Origin of the sequence: Pacificitalea manganoxidans (assembly GCF_002504165.1) — a bacterium.
GTDB lineage: Bacteria > Pseudomonadota > Alphaproteobacteria > Rhodobacterales > Rhodobacteraceae > Pacificitalea > Pacificitalea manganoxidans.
Genome location: NZ_CP021406.1, coordinates 49601 through 70303, shown reverse-complemented (window position 1 = coordinate 70303; position 20703 = coordinate 49601). Strand labels below are relative to the sequence as shown.

Here is a 20703-nt window from a genome sequence, read left to right as displayed (position 1 = left end):
AAGTAGCGACTATCGCAAATACATTTAGATCATCTTGGGCCGTTGAGGATTCGCGGAAAACCGATTTGAAGAAATAGAACGCCAGGGAATTCGCATGAAGATTGACACACTTAGTATACAGAATTTTCGATGCTTCGGCGCAGAGACTGAAACTCTCAGGTTTGAAAACGGGGTTACGGCATTGGTTGGCGGAAATGGAGCCGGAAAAACGGCGGCGCTCCAGGCGTTAGCACGGCTTTTTGGTGTCTCAAGTGCAGAAAGACAGATCCAGACACGCGATTTTCATCTTAAGCCTGACCAAACCGAACTCGTTTCTGGAGCAGTGCTGTCGATCGAGTGTATCCTCTCTTTTCCAGAGCTAGACGGTCTTGATGAGGATGCAGCGGCCGACGCCGTGCCGGATTTCTTCAACCATATGGCGGCAACCGGTCCCGGTGAACCGCTCAAAGCGCGCATACGCTTGCAGGCAATCTGGACGGATGATGGAACGCCCGACGGGACAGTGGAAGAGGACATTCGCTGGATCGGTACGCTCGGTGATGCTTACGATTGGGATGAGTGCCAAAGGGTCGCTGCCGTCGATCGTGGCACCATCCAACTTGTTTATGTGCCGGCAACCCGCAATCCGGCGGATCGTGTCACTGATTTGCTCAAGGGGCGTTTGTGGCGGGCTGCGAGATGGTCGGATCGCCTATCCAAGACGACTGAGCGCGGAGCCAAGTTGATCCAGAAGCAATTTGAGCGCGAAGAACCCACAGAATTCAGAGAGTGTCCGACCTTTTGTGTATGATTGATCCGGTTCATGCTTCACCAAAAGGAAGCATGCATGACCATCTCGAAAGAAATCCTGGACGAACTGCTTAAGGGCGTTGATCGCCCTGAGGACCTGCTCGGCGATGCCGGGCTGATGAAAGAGCTGAAGATCAAGCTCATGGAACGGATGCTGGGTGCTGAACTGACCGCGCATCTTGGCTATGAAGAGGGCGAAAGCGCGCCGCCGAGCCAACCCAACCGCCGCAACGGCACATCGACGAAAGTGCTGAAGGGGCAGGACGGGGAATTGCCGGTAGCGATCTCCCGTGACCGCGACAGCAGCTTCGAGCCGGAACTGGTGAAGAAGGGCCAGACCCGGATCGACGGTATGGATGACAAGATCATCGGGCTCTACGCCGCCGGTCTGACGGTGCGGGACATCCAGGCGCATCTGCTCGACCTCTACGGTCTGAGGGTGTCGCCCGACCTGATCAGTCGGGTCACCGACGCGGTGCTGGACGAGGTTCGGGAATGGCAGAGCCGCGCGCTGGATCGGATGTATCCCATCGTGCTTTTCGACGCGCTACGTGTGAAGATCCGGGATGCCGACAGCCGGACGGTCAAGAACAAGGCCGTCTACGTCGCCCTCGGCGTCACCCACGATGGGAGCCGTGAGGTTCTGGGCCTGTGGATCGCCGAGAACGAAGGTGCCAAATTCTGGCTCTCGGTGATGAACGAACTGAAGAACCGGGGGCTGCAGGACATCCTGATCACCGTCGTGGACGGTCTCAAGGGTTTTCCGGAGGCGATCACCGCCGCCTTCCCGGAGGCCATGGTTCAGACCTGCATCGTGCATCTGGTGCGCCATTCTCTGAACTTTTGTTCCTGGAAGGACCGCAAGATCGTGGCGGCCGACTTGCGCCGGATTTACAGCGCCCCGAGCACCGAGATGGCCGAAGCTGAGCTCGATGCCTTCGAGGAGAAATGGGCCGGGAAATACGCCTCCATCGCTCCGGCCTGGCGCAGGGCATGGGCCGAGGTGATCCCATTCTTCGGCTTCGATCCGGCGATCCGCAAGATCATCTACACGACCAATGCCATAGAAAGCTTGAACCGCGTGATCCGAAAATCGATCAAGACGCGCGGTTCATTCCCGACCGACGAGGCCGCGACCAAGCTGATCTATCTCGCAATCCGCAAGTTCGAAAAGGATGGCAGAAATGTTCGGGAATGGTTTGCAGCCCGCAACCAGTTCGCCATAATGTTCGGCGAGCGCTTCGACGCTTGAGTATCTGAAACCGCATGGGCCGGGAAAGATACACAGAGTTCATGACACTCCCCCTGCAGGGCTTCGACGGCATCCTGCAACTGGATGGCTATACCGGTTACGATCGACTGACGCGCCCCTCCCGCAAGGGCGGCGCGCCGATCACGGTGGCCCACTGCTGGGCGCATGCGCGGCGCAAGCTGAAGGAGGTCTTCGACCGCGACGGCTCGGAAATCGCCGCCGAGGGCCTGCGCCGGATCGCTGAGCTCTACCGCATCGAGGTCGAGATCCGGGGCATGGGCCCGGGCCAACGTCTGTCGGCCCGTCAGGCCCGCAGCGCGCCCCTCGTGGCCGAGTTCGGTGATTGGCTGCAGGCACAGCGTCTGCGTATCTCGGTTAAGTCGCGCCTCGGCGAGAAACTGACCTACATCCACCGCCAGTGGGGCGGCCTGCAGACCTGCCTCCACGACGGCCGCGTCGAGATGGACTCCAACGCCGTCGAAAACCTGATCCGCCCGATCGCCCTGACAAGAAAGAACGCACTCTTCGCCGGCCACGACGAGGGCGGCCGCACCTGGGCCCGCATCGCCTCCCTGATCGCCACCGCGAAGATCAACGGCGTGGAGCCCTTCGCCTACCTCAAGGCGACCCTCGAAGCGATCACCGCCGGTCACCCCGCCAGCAGGATCGACGAGCTGATGCCCTGGAACTTCACCACGTCAAGCTGATCCCGCGTGGGGCGCAGACAGCGCTTACTGATGATCGACGCGACATACCTCAAGGCCCACCGAACGGCGACCAGCATGGCCGCCAAAAAGGGGGGCGTGGTCGCCTGATTGGTCGAACCAAAGGCGGTATGAACACCAAGCTGCACGCCATCTGCGACAGTCAGGGACGACCGATCGACCTGTTCGTCACCGCTGGACAGGTCAGCGATTATATCGGCGCACGGGCGCTGCTCAGTCGCCTACCAAACGTCAAATGGCTACTCGGGGATCGTGGCTATGACGCTGACTGGTTCAGAGAAGCGTTGCAGAACAAGGGGATACGCGCCTGCATCCCAGGCCGGAAGAAACGCAAGACGCCGGTCAAATATGACAAGCGGAGATACAAGCGGCGCAACCGCATCGAGATCATGTTCGGCAGGCTCAAGGACTGGAGGCGCGTCGCGACCCGCTATGACCGATGCCCCAAGGTGTTCCTCTCAGCCATCGCCCTCGCAGCTCTCGTCATTTACTGGTTATGAATCCTGACCCTTCTGTATCGTAGATCTGCTAGCGTGACCCCGTCACGTGTCCCGGCGAGGACCCGTGACGGGGTGGTGCGCGACGTCTGACCCTTGTGGCATGGCCACGCTTCTTAGCCTGTCGGCACCGCCTCTCCTTCATTGTCTCGAACAGTTGCCAGCGGCCCTCGTGGGACCGCGTATCAGAAGGAGGAGAGCATGGAGAAGGTAACACACGGTCGGATCATCGGGATAGATGTGAGCCGAGACTGGCTCGATATTCACTGCCTTCCGGACGGTCAGCGTCATCGCATCCCCAATACCGATAATGGCCATGTCGCGGTGTCCGATCTCGCTCACGACCAGAGAGCCGTCGTCTGTTTCGAAGCGACGGGTGGGCAGGAATGGCGGCTCTGGTCCTATCTTCAGGATGCAGGCGTCGAGGCCCGCCAAGTGCCGCCGGCCCAGGTCAAGGCCTTCGCGCGCAGCCTTGGAACCCGAGCAAAGACCGACAGGATCGATGCCGAACTCATAGCGCGCTTCTTGGTCTTCAGACCCGAGGCAGGACGAACACTTCCCGCCGAACATCTACGTCTTCTCAGGGCCTTGACCACCAGACGGGCACAGGTGGTCGAGATGCGAAAGCGGCTTCTGGCGCAGATCCGGGCGCATCGGAAATCGGGAACGGCAGAGCTGTTCGAGGATATCGATGTGGAGTTGAAGGAGAGGTTGGATGTTGCGATCACCGAGTTGGAAAGCAGAATTTCAGAGCTTTTGGGGCGCTACAGGCATCTCGCGGGCACCGCGCGGATCCTTCGTTCCGTTCCCGGCATCGGACCAGTCGCCAGCTCAACGCTGATCACCGAACTTCCCGAACTCGGCGCTCTCACCGGCGAAGAAGCTGCGGCCCTGACCGGTTTGGCACCAGTGGCGCAGGACAGCGGAACGTTGCGTGGCAAGCGCGCAATCGCCGGTGGTAGACGCGCCCTACGACATGTCATGTTCCAGGCAGCGCTGGTCGCCTCGCATCATAACCCGACACTCAAAGCGTTCGCTGATCGGCTCCGTAAAGCCGGGAAACCACACAAGGTCATCGTCACGGCCGTCGCGCGCAAGCTCGTCATCATCGCCAATGCTCTGTGCAAAAGCCGACGGGAATGGGAGCACAGACACCCCTGAAAGATACAGTTGCTAGATAACGGATAATTATCGTATTCGGTAAAATTTGTGATGGTCATGAGTTTGGAAGGAAACAGAGACGTACTCGCCCCGGTCGGGGCTGCGATCCGCAGCCAGCGGGTCGCCTCCAGCCTGACCCTGCAGGAGCTCGCACGACTGTCGGGCATCTCGGCAGGCGCCCTCTCGTTGATTGAAACCGGCAAGCGCGACGTCAGGCTGAGCACACTTGCGAAGATTGCACGGTCCTTGAACGTGGAGCTTTCTGCCTTCTTTGGCGGCCCGCCCGAGCCCGGCGGTGACCAGGGAACGGGCATGGACCGTGGCTATGATCTGAGCGAGTTCGAATGAGAGCCGTTTATGTCTACTTCGCCAGTTTTCGGGTGGGCCGCATCCGGGTGAGCAGGCAAGGCGACCTGAGCTTTTCCTATGACGCTGCCTGGCAAGCCGCGCCGGGCGCTTTTCCGCTCTCACTCAGCATGCCGCTCGGGCCCGCGGAGTATCTCGCGAACCTCATCACGCCATGGCTCGCCAACCTCCTGCCCGAAGGCGAGCAGCTCGAGAAGCTGAGTCGATCCTTGGGGCGCTCGCCTACGGAGGCTCTCGGCCTTCTGACAGACATCGGTGGCGATACGGCTGGCGCCCTGTCCTTCGCAGAACCGAATGCACCTGCTGCTTGGCGCCACACGCCGCTGACGGAATACTATGAGACCGAGGATCCGGCGGAGGTCCTGGAGCAACACTTCGAGGATGTGGAGAAGCGGCCTTTCCTTGCCGGGGAAGAGGGTGTCAGGCTGTCTCTCGCCGGTGGTCAGACGAAAACGGCACTGGCGGTTCTCGATGCGGAGGGCACCCCGGTGTTACGCTTGCCGAGGAAGGGGGATCAGCTCGCCATCCCGCGGTTCGGTGCCCCCTCCACTGTCATCCTCAAACCCGAGAGCCCGCGCCGTCCCGGCAGCACGGTGAATGAGGCCTACTGCCTGCGCCTGGCGGCTGCCATCGGACTACCGGCGGCAGAGTGCGGGAGGATCACCACGCCGCGCCGCGCGGCGATCTGCGTGTTGTGTTCTGACCGTTGCCTCACGCGCTCTGGGGGCATTCAGCGCATCCACCAGGAGGACTTCGCTCAGGCGAACAGCCTGCCACCTGGCCAAAAGTACGAGCATGGAACTCGACCCGGCCTGTCGCTGCGCCAGATCCTCGAGACCGGCCGACGACTGGGCCCTCGCAGTGCCCTTGCTCTCCTGGATCAGGTAATATTCAACATTCGCGAAGAACCTTCAGACCACCACGATGATGCTGACCTGACGCGGGCAGCCTTGCCCGCCGGCACCGTTCAAAGGGACCGCGACAGCGCCTCGGCATAGATGCGCAGGATGGGCAGCATGTGCTCGCGCATGTCCTTGACGGTGACGCGCGGCCGCGCCGCGCTCACGCTCATCGAGGCGATCAGTTTGCCGTCCGGGTCGAAGACCGGAATGGCCATGCTGACCATGCCCAGTTCCAGCTCCTCGTCGGTGAAGGCCACCTTGTCACGGCCGGCGGCGCGGATGATCTCTTTCAGCTTCGCCTTGTCCGTAACCGTATGCTTGGTCATGGCCACCGGCTCCGCCGCGTCGAGATAGGCATCCAGCGCCTCGTCGTCATAGGCCGACAGCAGGATACGCCCCGTGGCCGCCGCATAGGCGGGCAGCCGGGTGCCCAGACGGATCGCGGTGGAGACCAGCCGCGCCGCCTCGGCCCGCGCGACAAAGGTTGACCGGCCATCCTCCAGGATCGACAGCGAGACGGATTCCCCCAGTTCCTCGCGCGCCGCGTCAAGCTGATGCTGGGCAAGCTGGGGCAGCGGAATCGCGCCTGTATAGGACAGGCCCAGCCGCAACATGCGCGGGGTCGGCATGAAACGCGGGCCGTTCTTGGTCAGATAACCCAGATCTGTCAGGGTCAGCAGGCAGCGCCGCGCGCTGGCCCGCGAAATGCCGGTTTCATCGGCGGCGGACGAAACGGTGACAGCCGGGTACTCTTCCCCGAACAATTCGATGATGGCCAGGCCCTTGGCCAGCCCCGCCATCCCCTCGGGCGCGCGCGATTTCGTCGCCGTGCCCCCGTCTTTTTCCGTTGTCCCCGTCATCCGAGCTCCACCCTTCTCCGGCGCTTGAGAACCCCGTCGAGGCCGCACCGTGCCACGGGGACCGGAATAAGTCCAGAAAGCGGGACGGGCCCGAAAGCAGACTTATTCCTCGTCGCCCGACGCCACGAAGGCATCGCTGAAAAAGCGATCTTTGGCTAGCCCGGCCTCGGCCTCGAATTCCGAGCGCGCCGCGTCGATCATCACCGGCGCACCGCAGGCATAGACCTCGACATTGCTCATGTCGGGAATGTCCTCCAGCACCGCGCGGTGGACGAACCCGGTGCGCCCGTCCCAGCCGTCCGAAGGCGACGAGATGACCGGCGTGAAGCTGATCCAGGGATGCGCCGCGGCCCAGCGGGCGGCGACATCGGCCATGTAAAGATCGGCCTCGGTATTGACACCCCAATAAAGCTTCAGCGGTCGCTCGGCCCCCAGCGCGATCTGGTTCTCGATCAGCGATTTTATCGGGGCAAACCCGGTGCCGGTGGCCAGCAGAACCGCGTTCATATCGTCGTTGTCAGACAGGCAGAACTCGCCATAAGGCAGCTCGACGGTCAGGAACTGGCCCTTGTCCAGCTTGCTCAGCACCTGCTCCGAAAACTTGCCGCCCGGCACATGCCGGATATGCAGCTCGATCCCGTCGTTTTTCTGCGGCGGGTTCGCCATGGAGTAGTTGCGGCTGTCGCCGTCCTCCATCACCACCCGCAGGTATTGACCGGCGCGGAACGGCGCGCGTTGCCCGATCGGCAGGCGGAACTGGATCACGGCCACGTCCGGCGCCGGGCGGGTGATCTTTCGCACCTTCGCCTCCAGCGTCTTGCGCTCCACCGGCTCCACCTTCTGGATCCGGGTCGGCGTGATCTGAAGATCGGTCAGCGGACGGGCCTGGCACAGCTTGACGCCCTCGGCGGGACCGGCCTGAACCCCCTGCCCGCGCACCATCGCCTCGCCCGCCGCGATTCCGCCTTCGCAGGACGAACACACGCCCTTGCGGCATGAGTAGGGAATGGCGTAGCCCGCGCGATCAGCCGCGTCGAGGACGGTTTCGTCCTCTTCGCAGTCGAAGCCGATATCGTCATGGTCGGTGACGGTTATACGAAAACTCACTGAATACCTCCGACAAGCCTGATCGCGGCGACCGCCGCATCGCTGGACGCCTGACCCTTACCCGCAATATCGAACGCCGCACCGTGCCCGACACTGGAAAAGACCAGCCCGGAGCCGATCGACATCGCCGCCGAACTGCGCCCGGCCAGCAGCTTGACCGGGATATGGCCCTGATCGTGATACATGGCGACAAAGGCATCATAGCCTTCGCGCACCAGCATCACGTCGGCGCCTTCCGGCCCGTGCGCGTCGATCCCCTGCGCGCGCAGCCGTTCGATGGCGGGGGTGACGATGCGGTCGTCCTCATCCCCGAAAAGCCCGCCCTCGCCCGCATGGGGGTTGATCCCGAACAGCCCGATGCGCGGGGCGTCGATCCCCAGACCGCTGAGCGCCTGATGCGCGGCCAGCGTGGCGCGTTCGATCAGTTCCGGCGTCAGCCGGTCGAGCGCGGTGTGAATGCCTTCATGCAGCGTCACATGCACGACCCGAAGCCCGCCGCCGATCAGCATCAGGAAAACCGAATCCTCGCCGGTGCCCAGAAGCTCGGACAGAAGGTTGGGATAGCCCGAAAATGTCCGCCCGCTGGCATTGACCGCCGTTTCCGAATGTGGGCAGGCCACGATGCCGCGGCCGGTGCCGTCCTTGACCAGCGTCACCGCGCGCTCGACATAGGCGACCGTCGCCCGCCCGCTGGCGGCGGTGGGTGTGCCGGGCGTCACATCGGCCGCGTCAAGCGCGCCCACCTCATGAAGATCGACGTGGCCGGGCGCGCCCCATTTGTCCATGGACGACTCAAGTGTGAAGCCCGCCGCCGCTACGACCGGCTCCACCAGATGCCGGTCGCCCACGATCACCGGGCGCAGCGTCGGATCGTCGGCCAGCGCGATAGCGGCCTTGGCCGCGACTTCCGGGCCGATCCCGTTGGCATCGCCAACGGTGATCAGCACTCTTTCCTTTTGCGCCGTCATTACAGCGGGAAACCGAGCAGCGTGTCGATCTGGTTGCTGTCCAGCACCACAGTGCGCGACACGATCTTGGCCTCGTCACCGACGATCCGGTAGCGGTCGATATAGCGCCCGGTGGCAAAAAGATCGGTCGGCCCCTCGCGGGTGATCCGGGCCACCATAAACGAAGTTTCCGAATCCACTTCGCCGCCTTCCAGCTCGTCCACGAAGGGCTGCCCGATCATGTGCCGGTAGGAGTGGCGCTCATAGACGTTGGCCTCCAGTAGCGACAGGATACGGTCTCGCAGCATGTCCTTGCTGTCGAGCCAGACAAGACCCGCCTCAAGGTTCTGCGCGTAGTTGTCCGCGCTGGTGATCGTGTAGAAGCAATCATCCACGAAGAAGTTGGGCCATGCGGTGCAATCGCCATCGTCGATCTCGCGGACATAGCGGGCCTGCGCGGCGCTGATCAGGGCCGAAACCTCGGCCTGCCGTACGTGAATGTTCATAGCCCCATCCTCATTCTGTATTCTGCCCAGAACCCCCGGATCGAGGCTTCCGTAATGCGGTCGTCGCCGCCTTCGATGCTGCGCCCGCCCATTTCGAGCACGGCATTGTTGTCCGACGCGCCCTTGGTGCCGCGGCGCACGAAGCCGCCGATACAGCCGTCTTCCATCGACACATACCCGCCCGGCCCGATCAGGTTCGACAGTTTCAGACGCGCGCGGCGCTGTTCGGTCGTGTCATCCTCGAACCCGATATAGGTCCATTTGAGATGCATCTCGTCGGTGCCTTTCGGCAGGACCTGACGCACTGCGATCGAGTTCTGGATCTGTTGAAGGACGAAGCCCGGAAAGACCGTGAGGATCTGCAGGGTGATGTCGTCGTCGAATTCCTTGAAGCTCGCCAGCAGCGACTTGTCGGCCAGTTGCAGGTCCGATTGCGACCGGATCTTCTGGTCCGAATAGATCGTGTTCTTCGCCTTCTCGGCTTCCGCGACCTGGTCGATCTCGGAATAGCTCACATGGCAGCCGCCATTCGGGCTGACAATGATTCCGCCCTTCTGCGACAGCCGGTTCAGCTCGAAGGTCGTGAAGAAGGTGTGCAGGATGCTGGCGTGATAGCTGTCCTTGGTGTTCTCAACATAGAGCTTCCAGTTGTTGGGAAGCACCTGCGTGAACCGGCCCAGAGCCACCATCTTGCGGCCTTCCAGCACGCGGCGGATGCGGCCAAGAACCTCATCGCCCAGGTAATCCTCGATATCGTCCACGTCCTCGTCGAAGCTGCCGAAGATCAGCCCTTCGACATTGGCCACGCGCAGCTTGCGAGGGCCAACGGAGTTCATGCAGAAATCCTTCTCCATCCCGCCTTTGCCGCCGATCCCGTCCTTGAAGGCGATCCCGACTAGGTCACCTTGCAGGCTGTGGGTCCAGGCATGATAGACGCAGGTGAAATCCTTGACGTTGCCGCGATCTTCCAGCGCCAGAAGCGAGCCGCGATGCGAGCAGCGGTTCTCGAACGCATAAATCTCGCCGTCATGGTCGCGGGTCACGATGACCGGGGTTTCCCCCACATGGACCGCGACGAAATCGCCGGGCGACTGAAGTTCGGCTTCAAGACACATGTAGTTCCAGGTTTCCCCCTGGAACAGGCGCTCATTTTCCATCTCCAGAACGTCTTCGCGCTGGAACACCCAGTAAGGGACATGGAAACCCTCATCTTCCTTCGCCCAAACAGGCATATCCGCCCCAAGGGGCGCCAAATTGTTCATGGGTTTACTCCCTCCCGATAAACCAGTTGTCGGATGTTCGTATGTCGAACTAAAACCGCTATTCGATTTTTGATTTACAATCCTGAGAATTTTGTGTCAAGCAGGGACTGGCCATGCAGATGCAGGAAACAGGGGGAGGAGCAGATGAAAAATCAAGGCACCAAGCCCCTTGCGAAGGTGACATATCCGCCGGTGCCGGCGGGCGGCGTTCAGGGGCCGGTCACTGGCCGTCAATCATCTTAAGGAGCGGAAAATGCCCAAAAAGACAGTCCTCTTCATGTCGGGAAGCAGCCAGGTCGGCTCGTCCAACTGGCGGATGGTCGGCGCCGCAGCGGCGCTTGCGGACCGCGACATGGCGGATGCCTTCACGGCGGTCACGCTGAACCTTGCCGAATATGAGCTGCCGGTTTTCATCGAGGGTCAGCCCGGTCCCGTACTGGACGATGCAGCGAAGCTTCGCAAAGCCGTGGCCGCGGCAGACGCCATCTTCATGAGCTCCGATGAATATACCGGCGCGTTCTCCTCGGTGTTCCGCAACGCCGCTGGCTGGATCGGGCATGACGTGGACGGCGCGGGCAACCTGTTCCAGGGCAAGCTGATCACCCTGTGCGGCGCGCCGGTGGGCGGCGTGGGCGCGCTGCGCGGCCACCCGGCCCTGCACCAGTTCCTGCTGGAGCTTGGCGCAAACGTCTATTCGCAGAAATTCGAACTCGGCTCGACCTCAAGGATCTTCCGCCAGGACGGAAGCCTATCGCCCGCCGTCCAGAAACAGCTGGCCGAAGGGGCCTTTGCCCGGCTGACGGGTGAGATCGCCTGACCAAAGGCCATGCCGGATCGCCGATGGTCCCTCGTCACACCGGGTGATTCTATAATGGCATCATAATTCGTATTGCGAATGGGAAGCGGGCCGGCGACGTGCCAAACGCACCGGCCCGGCCACGCCAAACCTGTCCGAACACGTCAGTCGATCAATACGGTGTCCTGCACCTCGAAACGCAGCACTTCCTCGGCAAAGTTTTCCAGATCCCGCGCCGCCGCCGCGCCCTCGGGCGAACCGACCGCCGGCCCGACATCCGCGTCCGATGCAAACCCAAGCGTGGCAAAGCCGATCACCTCGCGCCCGCCGGGCGAGCGCAGCGCCTGCGCCCCGTCCAGGATGGAGATCGAGTAATGGACCAGCCCCGGCAGTTTCGCCGCAATGGGCGCATGAATGCCCGTCCAGTAGGCTATGAAGTCATCCCGTTCAATGCCGTCTTTCGCGGCCAGAAAACTTGTCCGTTTGACATCCTGTCTCTCCGATCCGATACGGGCCGCGCGGGCCGCGTCAGTCCTGCATCATCCGCAGCACGGGCTTCACCACGCTGCCGTCTTCCATGGCGTGGATCGCCTTGTTGATCCGTTCGAACGGGTAATGCGCGATGATCTTCTCCACCGGAAGCTGACCCTTGCGGTAATACTCGATCAGCTCGGGGATGAAGTCCGGCGGGTTGCTGTCACCCTCGATCACGCCGCGCCAGGACAGACCGGCCCCGACCATGTAACGCGCCTCCACGCTGTACCGGGTGCCGGGCGCCGGGGCGGCGACAAGCGCCAGCATGCCGCGCTTGCGCAGGGCCTGACTGGCCGTGTCCACCACGGTGGGAATGCCGGTCGTGTCGAGACCGCAATGATACCCGCCCCCGCTCGCCTCGCGCAGCTTCCCGACAAGGTCGGGATCGTCGCCGCGAAAGGCATGGGTCGCCCCCAGCTCGCGCGCCAGCGCCAGCCGGTTCTCCGCCAGATCGACGGCGCAGATGTTCGTACAGCCCGCAATCGCCGCCCCCATGAGCGAGGACAGCCCGACCGACCCCGCACCGAACACAACGAAACTGTCGCCCGCCTGTGGCCGGATCGCGTTGAGCCCCGCGCCAACGCCGGTCTGGATGCCGCATCCCAGCGGGGCAAGCACATCCAGCGGCAGGGCCTTGTCGATCTTCACCACGTTGCGCCGATGAGCCAACTGTCGCTGCAAAACTACGCAGCGATCGGCGGTCGGTTGGTATCCTCTCCTGCCGGGAAGAGGCGGGGTCACACACGTCGATCCAGTCTTTCGCAACATCGACGCCGATGTAGGTTTGGGGCAAAGTCACTGTCCTGTCCTTGATATTCGGGGTCGGCACTACGGGCGCCCCTTGCAACTGTTCAGGTTCAAATGGCGACGGCGCAAATGGGCCCCTTGCTACTCAGCGGGATCTACCTCCCCGGGATGGAACGGGGTCCCACCTGCGTTCCCAGTATGCCCGACCTTGAACACACAAGGATGGAGCATCATGAGCAAGACCACGAACAAATTTTCCCCTGAAGTCCGCGAGCGCGCGGTGCGGATGGTTCTCGGCAACGAGGGCGAGCATGGCTCTCGCTGGCAGGCGATCACATCGATCGCAGCGAAGATCGGCTGCTCGGCGAACACGCTGAACGACTGGGTCAAGAAGGCCGAGGTCGACAACGGCAAGCGTTCAGGCGTCCCCAGCGAGATGGCCGAGAGAATGAAGGCGCTGGAGCGGGAGAACCGCGAGCTGCGCCAAGCCAACGAGATCCTGCGCAAGGCGTCGGCTTATTTTGCGATGGCGGAGCTCGACCGCCGGTCGAAGTGATGGTGGATTTCGTTGAAGCGCATCGCGATGCGCATGGGGTCGAGCCGATCTGCACGGTGAGCCGCCGAAGGCGCCACCGGTCCGAGCCCGGCGGCGAACGCCGATTGCCCCCTCCACCTACTATTCTCACTTGGCGAAGCGGGCTGACCCGGCGCGGCAGTCTGACCGCGCCCGTCGTGATGCCACCCTGCGGCCCGAGATCGAACGCGTCTGGGAGGAGAACTATCAAGTCTACGGCGTCCGCAAGGTATGGCGCCAGCTTGTCCGGGAAGGGTTCGATGTCGCTCGTTGCACTGTGGCAAGGCTTATGAATGACATGGGTATTCAAGGCATTATCCGCGGCAAGCCACATCGGACGACGATCCCGGACAAGAAGACCCCGTGTCCGTTGGACAAGGTAAACCGTGAGTTCCGCGTTCCGGCACCCAACATGCTCTGGGTGAGCGACTTCACCTACGTCGCCACCTGGAAGGGCTTCGTCTATGTCGCCTTTGTCATCGACGCCTACGCGCGCAAGATCGTCGGCTGGCGCGCCAGCACGTCAGCGCAGACAGGTTTCGTCTTGGATGCACTGGAGCAGGCAGTCCATGACCGAAGGCCGACAAAGGCCATGGGGTTGGTTCATCATAGCGACCGCGGATCGCAATACCTGTCCATTCGCTACACCGAGAGGCTGGGCGAAGCCGGTATCGAACCTTCCGTGGGGAGCGTTGGCGACAGCTACGACAATGCGTTGGCCGAAACCATCAACGGCCTCTACAAGGCTGAAGTCATCCATCGCCGCGGCCCCTGGCGCAGCTTCGAGGCCGTCGAATATGCCACGCTGGAATGGGTGGACTGGTTCAACAACCGCCGACTTCTCGAGCCCATCGGAAACATCCCGCCAGCCGAGGCTGAGGCCAACTTCTACGCAGCTCTGGAAACTGAAGAAATGGCCGCGTAACTAACCATAATTAGCCTCCGGCAAGCCCGGGGCGGTCCAATCTGGTTCGGCGTGTTCCTCGTGATCGTCGTCGAGGCGGGGATGATCACGCCTCCGCTCGGCATGAACATATTCGTCATACAGGCACAGGCATCGGACATTCCGCTGATCCGAATATATCAGGCGGTCATGCCCTATGTTGCCGGGCCAATCCTGCTGTGCCTGCTTCTGGTGATCTTCCCGGCAATCGCCCTGTTCCTGCCAGAAGTGTTGTTCGCACCATGACCCAAAGCTCTTTTCCCTTCGATGGCGCGGTTGCGCTTGTCACCGGCGCGGCGTCCGGCATCGGTCAGGCGCTGGTCGCCGCCCTTCAGGCCCAAGGCGTGAAGGTGGCGGGCGCCGACCTGTCGGCCCCCGCTGGCCCGGACCTCGCCCTCGCGCTCGACATACGGTCCCGTTCGGACTGGGCCGCCGCCGCCGACCGGGTCGGCGAAACCTTCGGCGGGGCCGATCTGCTGTTCAATGTCGCGGGCATATGCGCCTCGCCCCAACCCATCCATGAGGTCGAGCTGGAGACCTTCCAGCGCGTCCTCGACACCAATCTGGTGGGCATGTTCCACGGCACGCAGGTTTTCGTGAACCAGCTGCGCCGGACGGGCCGCTCGGCGCATATCGTCAATATCTGCTCGGTCTGCGGCCTGTTCTCGACCCCCGGCTATGCGGCCTATGCCGCATCCAAGACTGCCACCGTTTCGCTGAGCGAGACCGCGCGCAGCGATCTGGCCCCGCTGGGCATCGGCGTCACCGCCGTCTGCCCCGGCTACGTCAACACGGCCATCGCAAGCTCCGGTCAGGACAGCACGTCCGAGAACCGCCGACGCGTGGCCGAGATCATGGCCAATTCCATGCAGCCCGAAGAGGTGGCCCGCCGGATCATCGAGGCGGTGAGCCGCAACCTCCCCTACCTGCTGACCCATCCCGAATATGACCGCGTCATCGCCGCCCGTGCCGCCATGCTCGACGCGGCGCTCGTCACCGCGCGCGAACTCGATGCCGGGGGCCACCCCATCGACGACGTGACCCGGCTCGGGGGAAGCTGGCTATGACCCCCGGCCAGGCAGACATCCTGGGCGTGTCTTTCGGCGGCCGCCTCGTGGTCGTCACCGGCGGCGCGCGCGGACAGGGTGCGCTTCAGGCCCGGCATCTCGCGGCGCGGGGCGCGCAGGTGATCGTCGCCGACATCCTTGAAGACGAGGGCCGCGCCCTCGCGGATGAGATCGGCGCGCAATTCGCCCGCCTCGACGTGACCTCGGAAGCGGACTGGGCGGCGTTGCAGGCGCAATGCGGCGACCGGCCCCTGCACGGTCTGGTGAACAATGCCGGGCTCTACCGGCCAGAAACCATCCCCGACACCACGCCCGAGGATTTCGACCTGCAATACAAGGTCAACCAGTTCGGCACCTATCTGGGCGTGAAGTTCGCCGAAGCGGCGATGGGCCCCGAAGGCGGGTCGATCGTGAACATCTCGTCGCTTGCCGGGCTGCACGCCAGCAAGGGCATTGCCTATGTCGGAACGAAGTGGGCCGTGCGCGGCATGACCAAGACCGCCGCGCGCGAACTGGGCCCGCGCGGGATCCGCGTCAACTCGGTCCATCCGGGCATCATTCTCACCCCGATGCTGGACGCCTGGAGCGACGAGGACCTGAAGACCCGCACCGCTCAGGTCCCGCTTGGTCGCGCGGGATTGCCCGAAGATGTGGTCCATACGTTGCTGTTTTTACTGTCGGATTTCAGCCGCTACATCTCGGGGGCCGAAATCGCGATTGATGGCGGGTTGTCTGTCTAGACAATACCGGAAAGGATAGAGCCGCCGCACCGTCGATCAAACCGGGCGGTGCGTAGCGGTCGGTTCACCGGTATGAGGTAAGAGCATATCATGCCAGATACAGCCAGCCCCGGCCGACTGTCCACGATCGCATCGGCCGCATTGCTGGGCGGCACGATTTTCACCCTCGCGTACCTATTCAGCAACAATCACCTGTTCGCCGGAATCGCGATCACGCTGATCGTGTGCCACATCCTGATGCGTTGGCGTCATGTGCGCACCAACGCCAAGGTCCTGCTCCTGCTCGCCGCGCTGTCGGGGGCGCTGCTGGTCCTGACCGGGGGCGATCCGGGCAGCCTTGCCCTTGCAGCAAGCCGCGCGCTCTACCTTCCTGCCCTGCTGGCCGTCATGGCGATCCTGCGGGTGGCCGCGATGCGCTCGAACATCGTCAGTACCGCCGCCCATTTCGTGGTGGACCAGCCCCCGTCGCGGCGGTTCGCCCTGCTGGCCAGCGGCAGTCATATCTTCGGCATCCTGCTCAATCTCGGCGGCCTGCAGCTTCTGCTCGGGATCGCGCTGGCCGAACGTGACCGCGCCGCGCCCAGCCCCGACATCGCCGAAGTGCAGGGGCGGCGAATCACCAATGCGGTCCTGCGCGGCTTTGCCGCCACCATCCTGTGGTCGCCGGTCGGGCTGGCCATCAACATGCTCATCCCGCTGATGCCGACATTGGGATATGTGTCCTACCTGCCCTACGGCCTTGGCCTGATGGTGGTCTTCTTCGCCCTCGGCTGGGTGTTCGACCGGCTGGAGCGCCGTCCGCGCCGCACCTTCACCCCGTCGCCCCACAAGGGCGCGGGCCTCGCCATGGCCGCGCTGCTCGGGTTGCTCCTAGCGATCACCGGGCTGTCGGCACTGGCCGAGGCGGTGGTCGGCATTCCGATGCGGGCCGCGATCCTGATCGTCATTCCCGCCATGGCGGTGATCTGGGTCCTGCTGACCGAAGGCCGCCCCTTCTCGGGCAATCTCAAATCCCTTGCCCGCGACGGGTTCCGCGCACTGCCCGATTCAACCAGTGAAATCTGCCTGATCGGCGCCAGCGCCTTCCTCGGACTGACCGTGGTGGAAATGCTGCCCGCCGAAAAGCTTCGCATGCTGATCGAACATGTCTCGATCGGGCCGGGCGTCATCGCCTGCATCATCATCCTGCTGATGACACTGGTAAGCCAGCTTGGCCTCTCCCCCATGATCGGCGCGCTGCTGTGCTCCGGCGCTATCATCTCGTCCGGGATCGACATGCCGGAACTGATGCTGATGCTGGCCTTGATGTGCGGCTGGTCCGGCTCGATGCTGCTGTCCCCCTTCGCGTCCACTCTTGCCATCGCCACGGGGATGATCGGCAAGTCCCCCCGCGACGTGGGCCTGCGATGGAACGGGCCATTCATCCTGACCTATTACGTGATCGTCATGACCGCCCTGCTGATCGCGGGCGCGATGCTCTGACCTGCCGCTGGGGCAGCCTCTCATTCGTTTGAAGATTGCAACCGGGACCGTCAGCCCGAATTGACTCCAACTCGGGCTGCCTCTAAGTTGATGCGGTATTCGACGTTTGTTCGAATACCGGGCTCAATAGCCAGACCCGCTCCAAAGAGCGGGACAAGAACCGCAGTGGGTAGGGAGGATGTTGCCCCAATGATATTCCAGAAACTGACCGCCGCAGCGCTCGGCGTTGCCATGCTTGTGGGCGCCGCGCCCAAATCCGCCGAGGCCGATATCCTCGTGATGGGCGGCAACCCGGAAGGAAGCCTGTTCTACGCGCAGTCCCAGGCTATCGCCTCGGTCATTGGCCAACATACCGGCGACCGCGTTGACGTGCTGCCGCAATCCCCGACGGTCTTCTTCCCGATGTTCGTCTCCAGCGAGGCCGATCTTGGCCTGTCGAGCCCGATCGAAGCCAACTTCGCCTTCCGCGCCGTCGGACCCTATGAAGGGGCCAATGGCGGCGAAGGGTATCCGATCTCCACGATCATGCTCGGCTCGCCGATCCGCCTGTCGCTCGTGGTGCGCGGCAGCTCGGACATCCAGAGCATGGCCGATCTGAAAGGCAAGCGCGTCGCGTCGAACTACGGCGCCTTCGCGGGGTCCTCGATCACCGCCGAAGCCGCGCTCGCCAATGCCGGCCTGACCGATGACGACATCGAAGTGGTCAGCGTCTCCAGCTATCCCGAAGGCGTGACCGCCGTGATCGAGGGCCGCGCCGACGCCGCCGTCGGCTCCATCGGCAGCGGTATCCTTCAGCAGCTCAACGCCGCCGAAGGCGCGCGCATCCTGTCGATCGACCCCTCGCCCGAAGCGATGGCCCGTTCGAAGGAAATCGGCAGCGCCTTCGTTCCGATCGAAGTGCCCGCGGGCATCGTCGGTGTCGACAGCGACATCCACGCGCTCAGCTATGCGACCACGCTCTACGGCCGCAGCGATCTGGCCGACGAAAAGGTCTCCGCGATCCTCGAGACCCTGTGGGAGCATTCCGAAGAGCTGAAGGCCATTCACCCGTCGCTCGCGACCTGGACGCCGGATCGGTTTGCCGACACCGCCGTCGTGGTCCCGTTCCACCCGGCCGCCATTGAATTCTTCAAGTCCAAGGGCGTGTGGACCGACGAGCTCGAAGCCCGTCAGGCTGAGATTTCGGCGAAATAACCCATGATGCGCCGGGCCACGTCCCGGGGCGACACAGTAACGGATCGCTCCGGCCCGGTGAAGGCGGCCGGGGCGATCCTCCCTGTAAGAGTCCACACGCCAACCGGAGGCCAGACACCCGTGCAAGAAAACAACAGGGTTCTGAAACGCCCGTATCGCTACGTCTACGAGGTCCTTGCTATCATCCTGCCCATCGCGGCGCTGATCTATTCGCTTCAGCTGCTGCCGCGCTTCGGCATCATCATATACAAGGAACAATACCTGACGCTGTTCATCGCGATCTGCGTCGCGATCTCGTTCCTGGTCAAACCCTTCTCCAAGTCCCAGGTCCGCGAAACGCCGCCCTGGTATGACATAATCGGGGCCGTTCTGGCGCTGATCGTCGGGGGTTACATCTTTCTGAATTACGACGAAATCGTCCGCAGCCTTGGCCTCATCACCACCGACAAGGTGATCGTCAGCGTGATCGGTATCGTCCTGCTTCTCGAAGTGGCACGCCGCCATGTCGGCTGGACCATGGTTAGCGTCGGCCTTCTGGCGCTCGGATACGCCTATTTCGGTCACTACCTGTCGGGCATGTTCGAAACCCGCGTGATCCGCTGGGACCGGCTCGTCACCTATAACTATCTCGGAACCGGGGCGATCTTCGGCACGCCGGTCTATGTCGCGGCCACCATCGTCACCAGTTTCGTGGTCTTCGGACAGGTACTGTTCCTGGTCGGTGGCGGCGATGCGATCTCTGACTTCGCCTTCGCCCTGATGGGCCGCCGCAAGGGCGGACCCGCCAAGGTCGCGATCATGTCCAGCGCGCTCTTTGGCTCGCTCTCGGGCAGCGCCTCGGCCAACGTGGCCACCACCGGGATGCTCACCATCCCGATGATGCGCAAGGTCGGATATTCGCCCGAACGGGCCGGCGCGGTCGAGGCAGTCGCCTCCACCGGCGGCCTCGTCCTGCCCCCGGTCATGGCCGCCACCGGCTTTCTCATGGCCGAGTTTCTGGCCGTTCCCTATGCCACCGTGGCCATCGCGGCGGCGGTTCCGGCGCTCCTGTTCTACTTCTGCGTCTACCTTCAGGTTCACCTCGAAGCGGTGAAAGCCAGCATGGAAGGCGCCGACGCGACCGAGCTTCCGGACCTGCGCGATGCGGGCCGCCGGATGATCCCGGTGGCGGTGCCCTTCGCGATCCTGCTCTGGACGCTCTTTGGCTGGAACTGGAACCCGGCGGCCTCGGCCTTCGCGGCCAGCTTCGCCACGATCCTGATGTCGCTGGTCCTGCCCAGCATGCGCCGCCCGGCGCGCGCCTATGTCCGCACCTTCGTGGAAGCGGGCGAAGCCACGGTGTTCATCGCGATCATGTGCGCCATTGCCGGGATCGTCGTGGGCTGCCTCGGCCTGACCGGCCTTGGGTCGAGCCTGTCGCAGAACCTCATCGCGGCCTCGGGCGGCAGCATCTGGCTGCTCCTGATCTTCTCGGCCATCGGCTGCATCATCCTCGGGATGGGGGTGCCGGTGACGGCGACCTATATCATCCTCGTGATCCTGATCGGCCCGGCCTTCGAACAGCTCGGCATCAACAAGATGGGCGCGCATATGTTCATCTTCTACTTCGGCACGCTGTCCTTCCTGACGCCGCCGGTCTGCCTGTCGGTCTTCGTGGCCTCGTCGATTGCGCGCTCCGCTCCGATGAAAACGGCGCTCGAGGCCCTGAAGCTCGCGGTGGTGGCCTATATCATCCCCTTCGCCTTCGTCCTGAACCCTGCCTTCCTTCTGCAAGGAACCCTGGTCGAGATCGGCGCGGCCATCATCGGCGGCGTGGCTTCGGTCTTCCTGATCTCGGCTGGGCTCGTCGGGTATCTGGCGCGGCGGGTGTCGGTGGTGATGCGGCTGGTCCTGATCGCAATCGGGGTGGCCAGCTTCTTCCTGACCGGCCTGCACCCGGCCTTCGCGCTGCTGCCGCTCGCGGCCATTGTCCTGCTCTATGGGCAACAGAAGCTGATGGGGGGAAGCGCGGCCGGCGCAGTTGTCGGCAGCTAACCCCGGAAACCGGCATCCCGCCCCGGCGGGTTCGCTCAGCGGCGCCCCTCGCAAGTCGGGCGCCGCTTTTGCGTGGCACCTGCGCGCCCGTGCGTCAGGGCGTTGCAAGGATCGCCTCCAGCGTCTCCTCGGGTTCGGTCAGCATCGACAGGTGACTGCCCGCGATCGTCACGATCCGCGCGCCCCGCGCCTCCATCACCGGCACGAAGCGCGTCATC

General features: G+C 63.2%; 21 protein-coding genes, 2 pseudogenes and 1 other annotated feature. Of the genes and pseudogenes, 15 read left to right on the top strand and 8 right to left on the bottom strand.

Going from position 1 to position 20703, the window contains the following annotated elements; all coding sequences use genetic code 11:
* The first annotated feature begins 94 nt into the window (after positions 1-94).
* The 7 genes and pseudogenes from CBW24_RS16415 (at position 95) to CBW24_RS16385 (ending at position 5788) form a co-directional block, all read left to right on the top strand.
* Positions 95-790 carry an ATP-dependent nuclease gene (locus CBW24_RS16415; RefSeq protein WP_097374439.1) on the top strand — a complete coding sequence of 232 codons (696 nt, stop codon included), beginning with the start codon at positions 95-97 and terminating at the stop codon, positions 788-790.
* A 36-nt stretch (positions 791-826) separates the two neighbouring features.
* The gene (locus CBW24_RS16410; RefSeq protein WP_097374438.1) at positions 827-2041 is read left to right on the top strand and encodes an IS256 family transposase; all 1215 of its coding nucleotides are present in this window, start codon (positions 827-829) and stop codon (positions 2039-2041) included.
* 14 nt (positions 2042-2055) lie between these two features.
* A complete protein-coding gene (gene tnpC, locus CBW24_RS16405) occupies positions 2056-2748 on the top strand; it encodes an IS66 family transposase (RefSeq protein WP_269779774.1) in 693 nt (230 codons plus the stop codon).
* A gap of 21 nt (positions 2749-2769) precedes the next feature.
* Positions 2770-3266 (top strand): annotated as a pseudogene (locus CBW24_RS16400) (IS5 family transposase); the annotation flags it as partial.
* A 198-nt stretch (positions 3267-3464) separates the two neighbouring features.
* Positions 3465-4424, top strand: a complete 960-nt coding sequence (locus CBW24_RS16395) for an IS110 family RNA-guided transposase (RefSeq protein ID WP_067925956.1) — start codon at positions 3465-3467, stop codon at positions 4422-4424.
* A 51-nt stretch (positions 4425-4475) separates the two neighbouring features.
* Positions 4476-4772, top strand: a complete 297-nt coding sequence (locus tag CBW24_RS16390; RefSeq protein ID WP_067925955.1) for a type II toxin-antitoxin system RelB family anti-toxin — start codon at positions 4476-4478, stop codon at positions 4770-4772.
* Positions 4769-5788, top strand: a complete 1020-nt coding sequence (locus CBW24_RS16385; protein ID WP_097374437.1) for a HipA N-terminal domain-containing protein — start codon at positions 4769-4771, stop codon at positions 5786-5788. Before CBW24_RS16390 ends, CBW24_RS16385 begins: the two co-directional genes overlap by 4 nt.
* Here CBW24_RS16385 and CBW24_RS16380 read toward each other — a convergent pair.
* The 5 genes from CBW24_RS16380 to CBW24_RS16360 all read right to left on the bottom strand — a co-directional run bounded on the left by CBW24_RS16380 (position 5758) and on the right by CBW24_RS16360 (position 10374).
* Complete coding sequence (locus tag CBW24_RS16380; RefSeq protein WP_067925952.1) at positions 5758-6552, bottom strand: IclR family transcriptional regulator domain-containing protein; 795 nt, start codon at positions 6550-6552, stop codon at positions 5758-5760. The two genes, CBW24_RS16385 and CBW24_RS16380, sit on opposite strands and share 31 nt — an antisense overlap.
* A gap of 102 nt (positions 6553-6654) precedes the next feature.
* On the bottom strand, positions 6655-7659 hold the full coding sequence (locus CBW24_RS16375; protein ID WP_067952182.1) for an FAD-binding oxidoreductase: 1005 nt from the start codon (positions 7657-7659) through the stop codon (positions 6655-6657).
* Positions 7656-8627: a PdxA family dehydrogenase gene (locus tag CBW24_RS16370; RefSeq protein WP_067925946.1), complete on the bottom strand. Its 972-nt coding sequence runs from the start codon at positions 8625-8627 to the stop codon at positions 7656-7658. The genes CBW24_RS16375 and CBW24_RS16370 overlap by 4 nt, the downstream gene beginning before the upstream one ends.
* Entirely contained in the window at positions 8627-9112 is a 486-nt protein-coding gene (locus CBW24_RS16365; RefSeq protein ID WP_067925943.1) for an aromatic-ring-hydroxylating dioxygenase subunit beta, read from the bottom strand. The genes CBW24_RS16370 and CBW24_RS16365 overlap by 1 nt, the downstream gene beginning before the upstream one ends.
* Entirely contained in the window at positions 9109-10374 is a 1266-nt protein-coding gene (locus CBW24_RS16360; RefSeq protein ID WP_201722143.1) for an aromatic ring-hydroxylating oxygenase subunit alpha, read from the bottom strand. Before CBW24_RS16360 ends, CBW24_RS16365 begins: the two co-directional genes overlap by 4 nt.
* Positions 10375-10627: 253 nt before the next feature.
* Here CBW24_RS16360 and CBW24_RS16355 point away from each other — a divergent pair, with 253 nt between their 5' ends.
* Entirely contained in the window at positions 10628-11191 is a 564-nt protein-coding gene (locus tag CBW24_RS16355) for an NADPH-dependent FMN reductase (protein WP_067925940.1), read from the top strand.
* 143 nt (positions 11192-11334) lie between these two features.
* Here CBW24_RS16355 and CBW24_RS16350 read toward each other — a convergent pair whose 3' ends face one another.
* Both CBW24_RS16350 and CBW24_RS16345 read right to left on the bottom strand, forming a co-directional pair.
* Positions 11335-11640, bottom strand: coding sequence for an EthD family reductase (locus CBW24_RS16350; protein WP_269084727.1), 306 nt, complete (start codon positions 11638-11640; stop codon positions 11335-11337).
* A 58-nt stretch (positions 11641-11698) separates the two neighbouring features.
* Entirely contained in the window at positions 11699-12352 is a 654-nt protein-coding gene (locus CBW24_RS16345) for a zinc-binding dehydrogenase (RefSeq protein WP_198405292.1), read from the bottom strand.
* 331 nt (positions 12353-12683) lie between these two features.
* Between CBW24_RS16345 and CBW24_RS16340 the strand changes: the two are divergent.
* The 7 genes and pseudogenes from CBW24_RS16340 (at position 12684) to CBW24_RS16310 (ending at position 20485) form a co-directional block, all read left to right on the top strand.
* Positions 12684-13950: pseudogene (locus CBW24_RS16340) on the top strand (IS3 family transposase).
* Positions 12965-13083 (top strand) — a sequence feature (AL1L pseudoknot). Its footprint overlaps the pseudogene before it by 119 nt.
* 6 nt (positions 13951-13956) lie before the next feature.
* On the top strand, positions 13957-14214 hold the full coding sequence (locus CBW24_RS16335) for a TRAP transporter large permease subunit (RefSeq protein WP_309765880.1): 258 nt from the start codon (positions 13957-13959) through the stop codon (positions 14212-14214).
* Positions 14211-15035 (top strand): SDR family oxidoreductase, encoded by an 825-nt coding sequence (locus CBW24_RS16330; RefSeq protein WP_067919702.1) that lies wholly within the window; start codon positions 14211-14213, stop codon positions 15033-15035. The genes CBW24_RS16335 and CBW24_RS16330 overlap by 4 nt, the downstream gene beginning before the upstream one ends.
* Positions 15032-15775 (top strand): SDR family NAD(P)-dependent oxidoreductase, encoded by a 744-nt coding sequence (locus CBW24_RS16325; protein WP_067919701.1) that lies wholly within the window; start codon positions 15032-15034, stop codon positions 15773-15775. Before CBW24_RS16330 ends, CBW24_RS16325 begins: the two co-directional genes overlap by 4 nt.
* 90 nt (positions 15776-15865) lie before the next feature.
* Positions 15866-17257 (top strand): hypothetical protein, encoded by a 1392-nt coding sequence (locus tag CBW24_RS16320; RefSeq protein WP_097374435.1) that lies wholly within the window; start codon positions 15866-15868, stop codon positions 17255-17257.
* A 189-nt stretch (positions 17258-17446) separates the two neighbouring features.
* Positions 17447-18451 carry a TAXI family TRAP transporter solute-binding subunit gene (locus tag CBW24_RS16315; RefSeq protein ID WP_067919699.1) on the top strand — a complete coding sequence of 335 codons (1005 nt, stop codon included), beginning with the start codon at positions 17447-17449 and terminating at the stop codon, positions 18449-18451.
* Between the two features lie 120 nt (positions 18452-18571).
* Entirely contained in the window at positions 18572-20485 is a 1914-nt protein-coding gene (locus CBW24_RS16310) for a TRAP transporter permease (protein ID WP_068101170.1), read from the top strand.
* Between the two features lie 94 nt (positions 20486-20579).
* Here the strand turns inward: CBW24_RS16310 and CBW24_RS18770 are convergent, their stop codons facing one another.
* Complete coding sequence (locus tag CBW24_RS18770) at positions 20580-20702, bottom strand: hypothetical protein (RefSeq protein WP_269084724.1); 123 nt, start codon at positions 20700-20702, stop codon at positions 20580-20582.
* Position 20703: the final 1 nt, after the last annotated feature.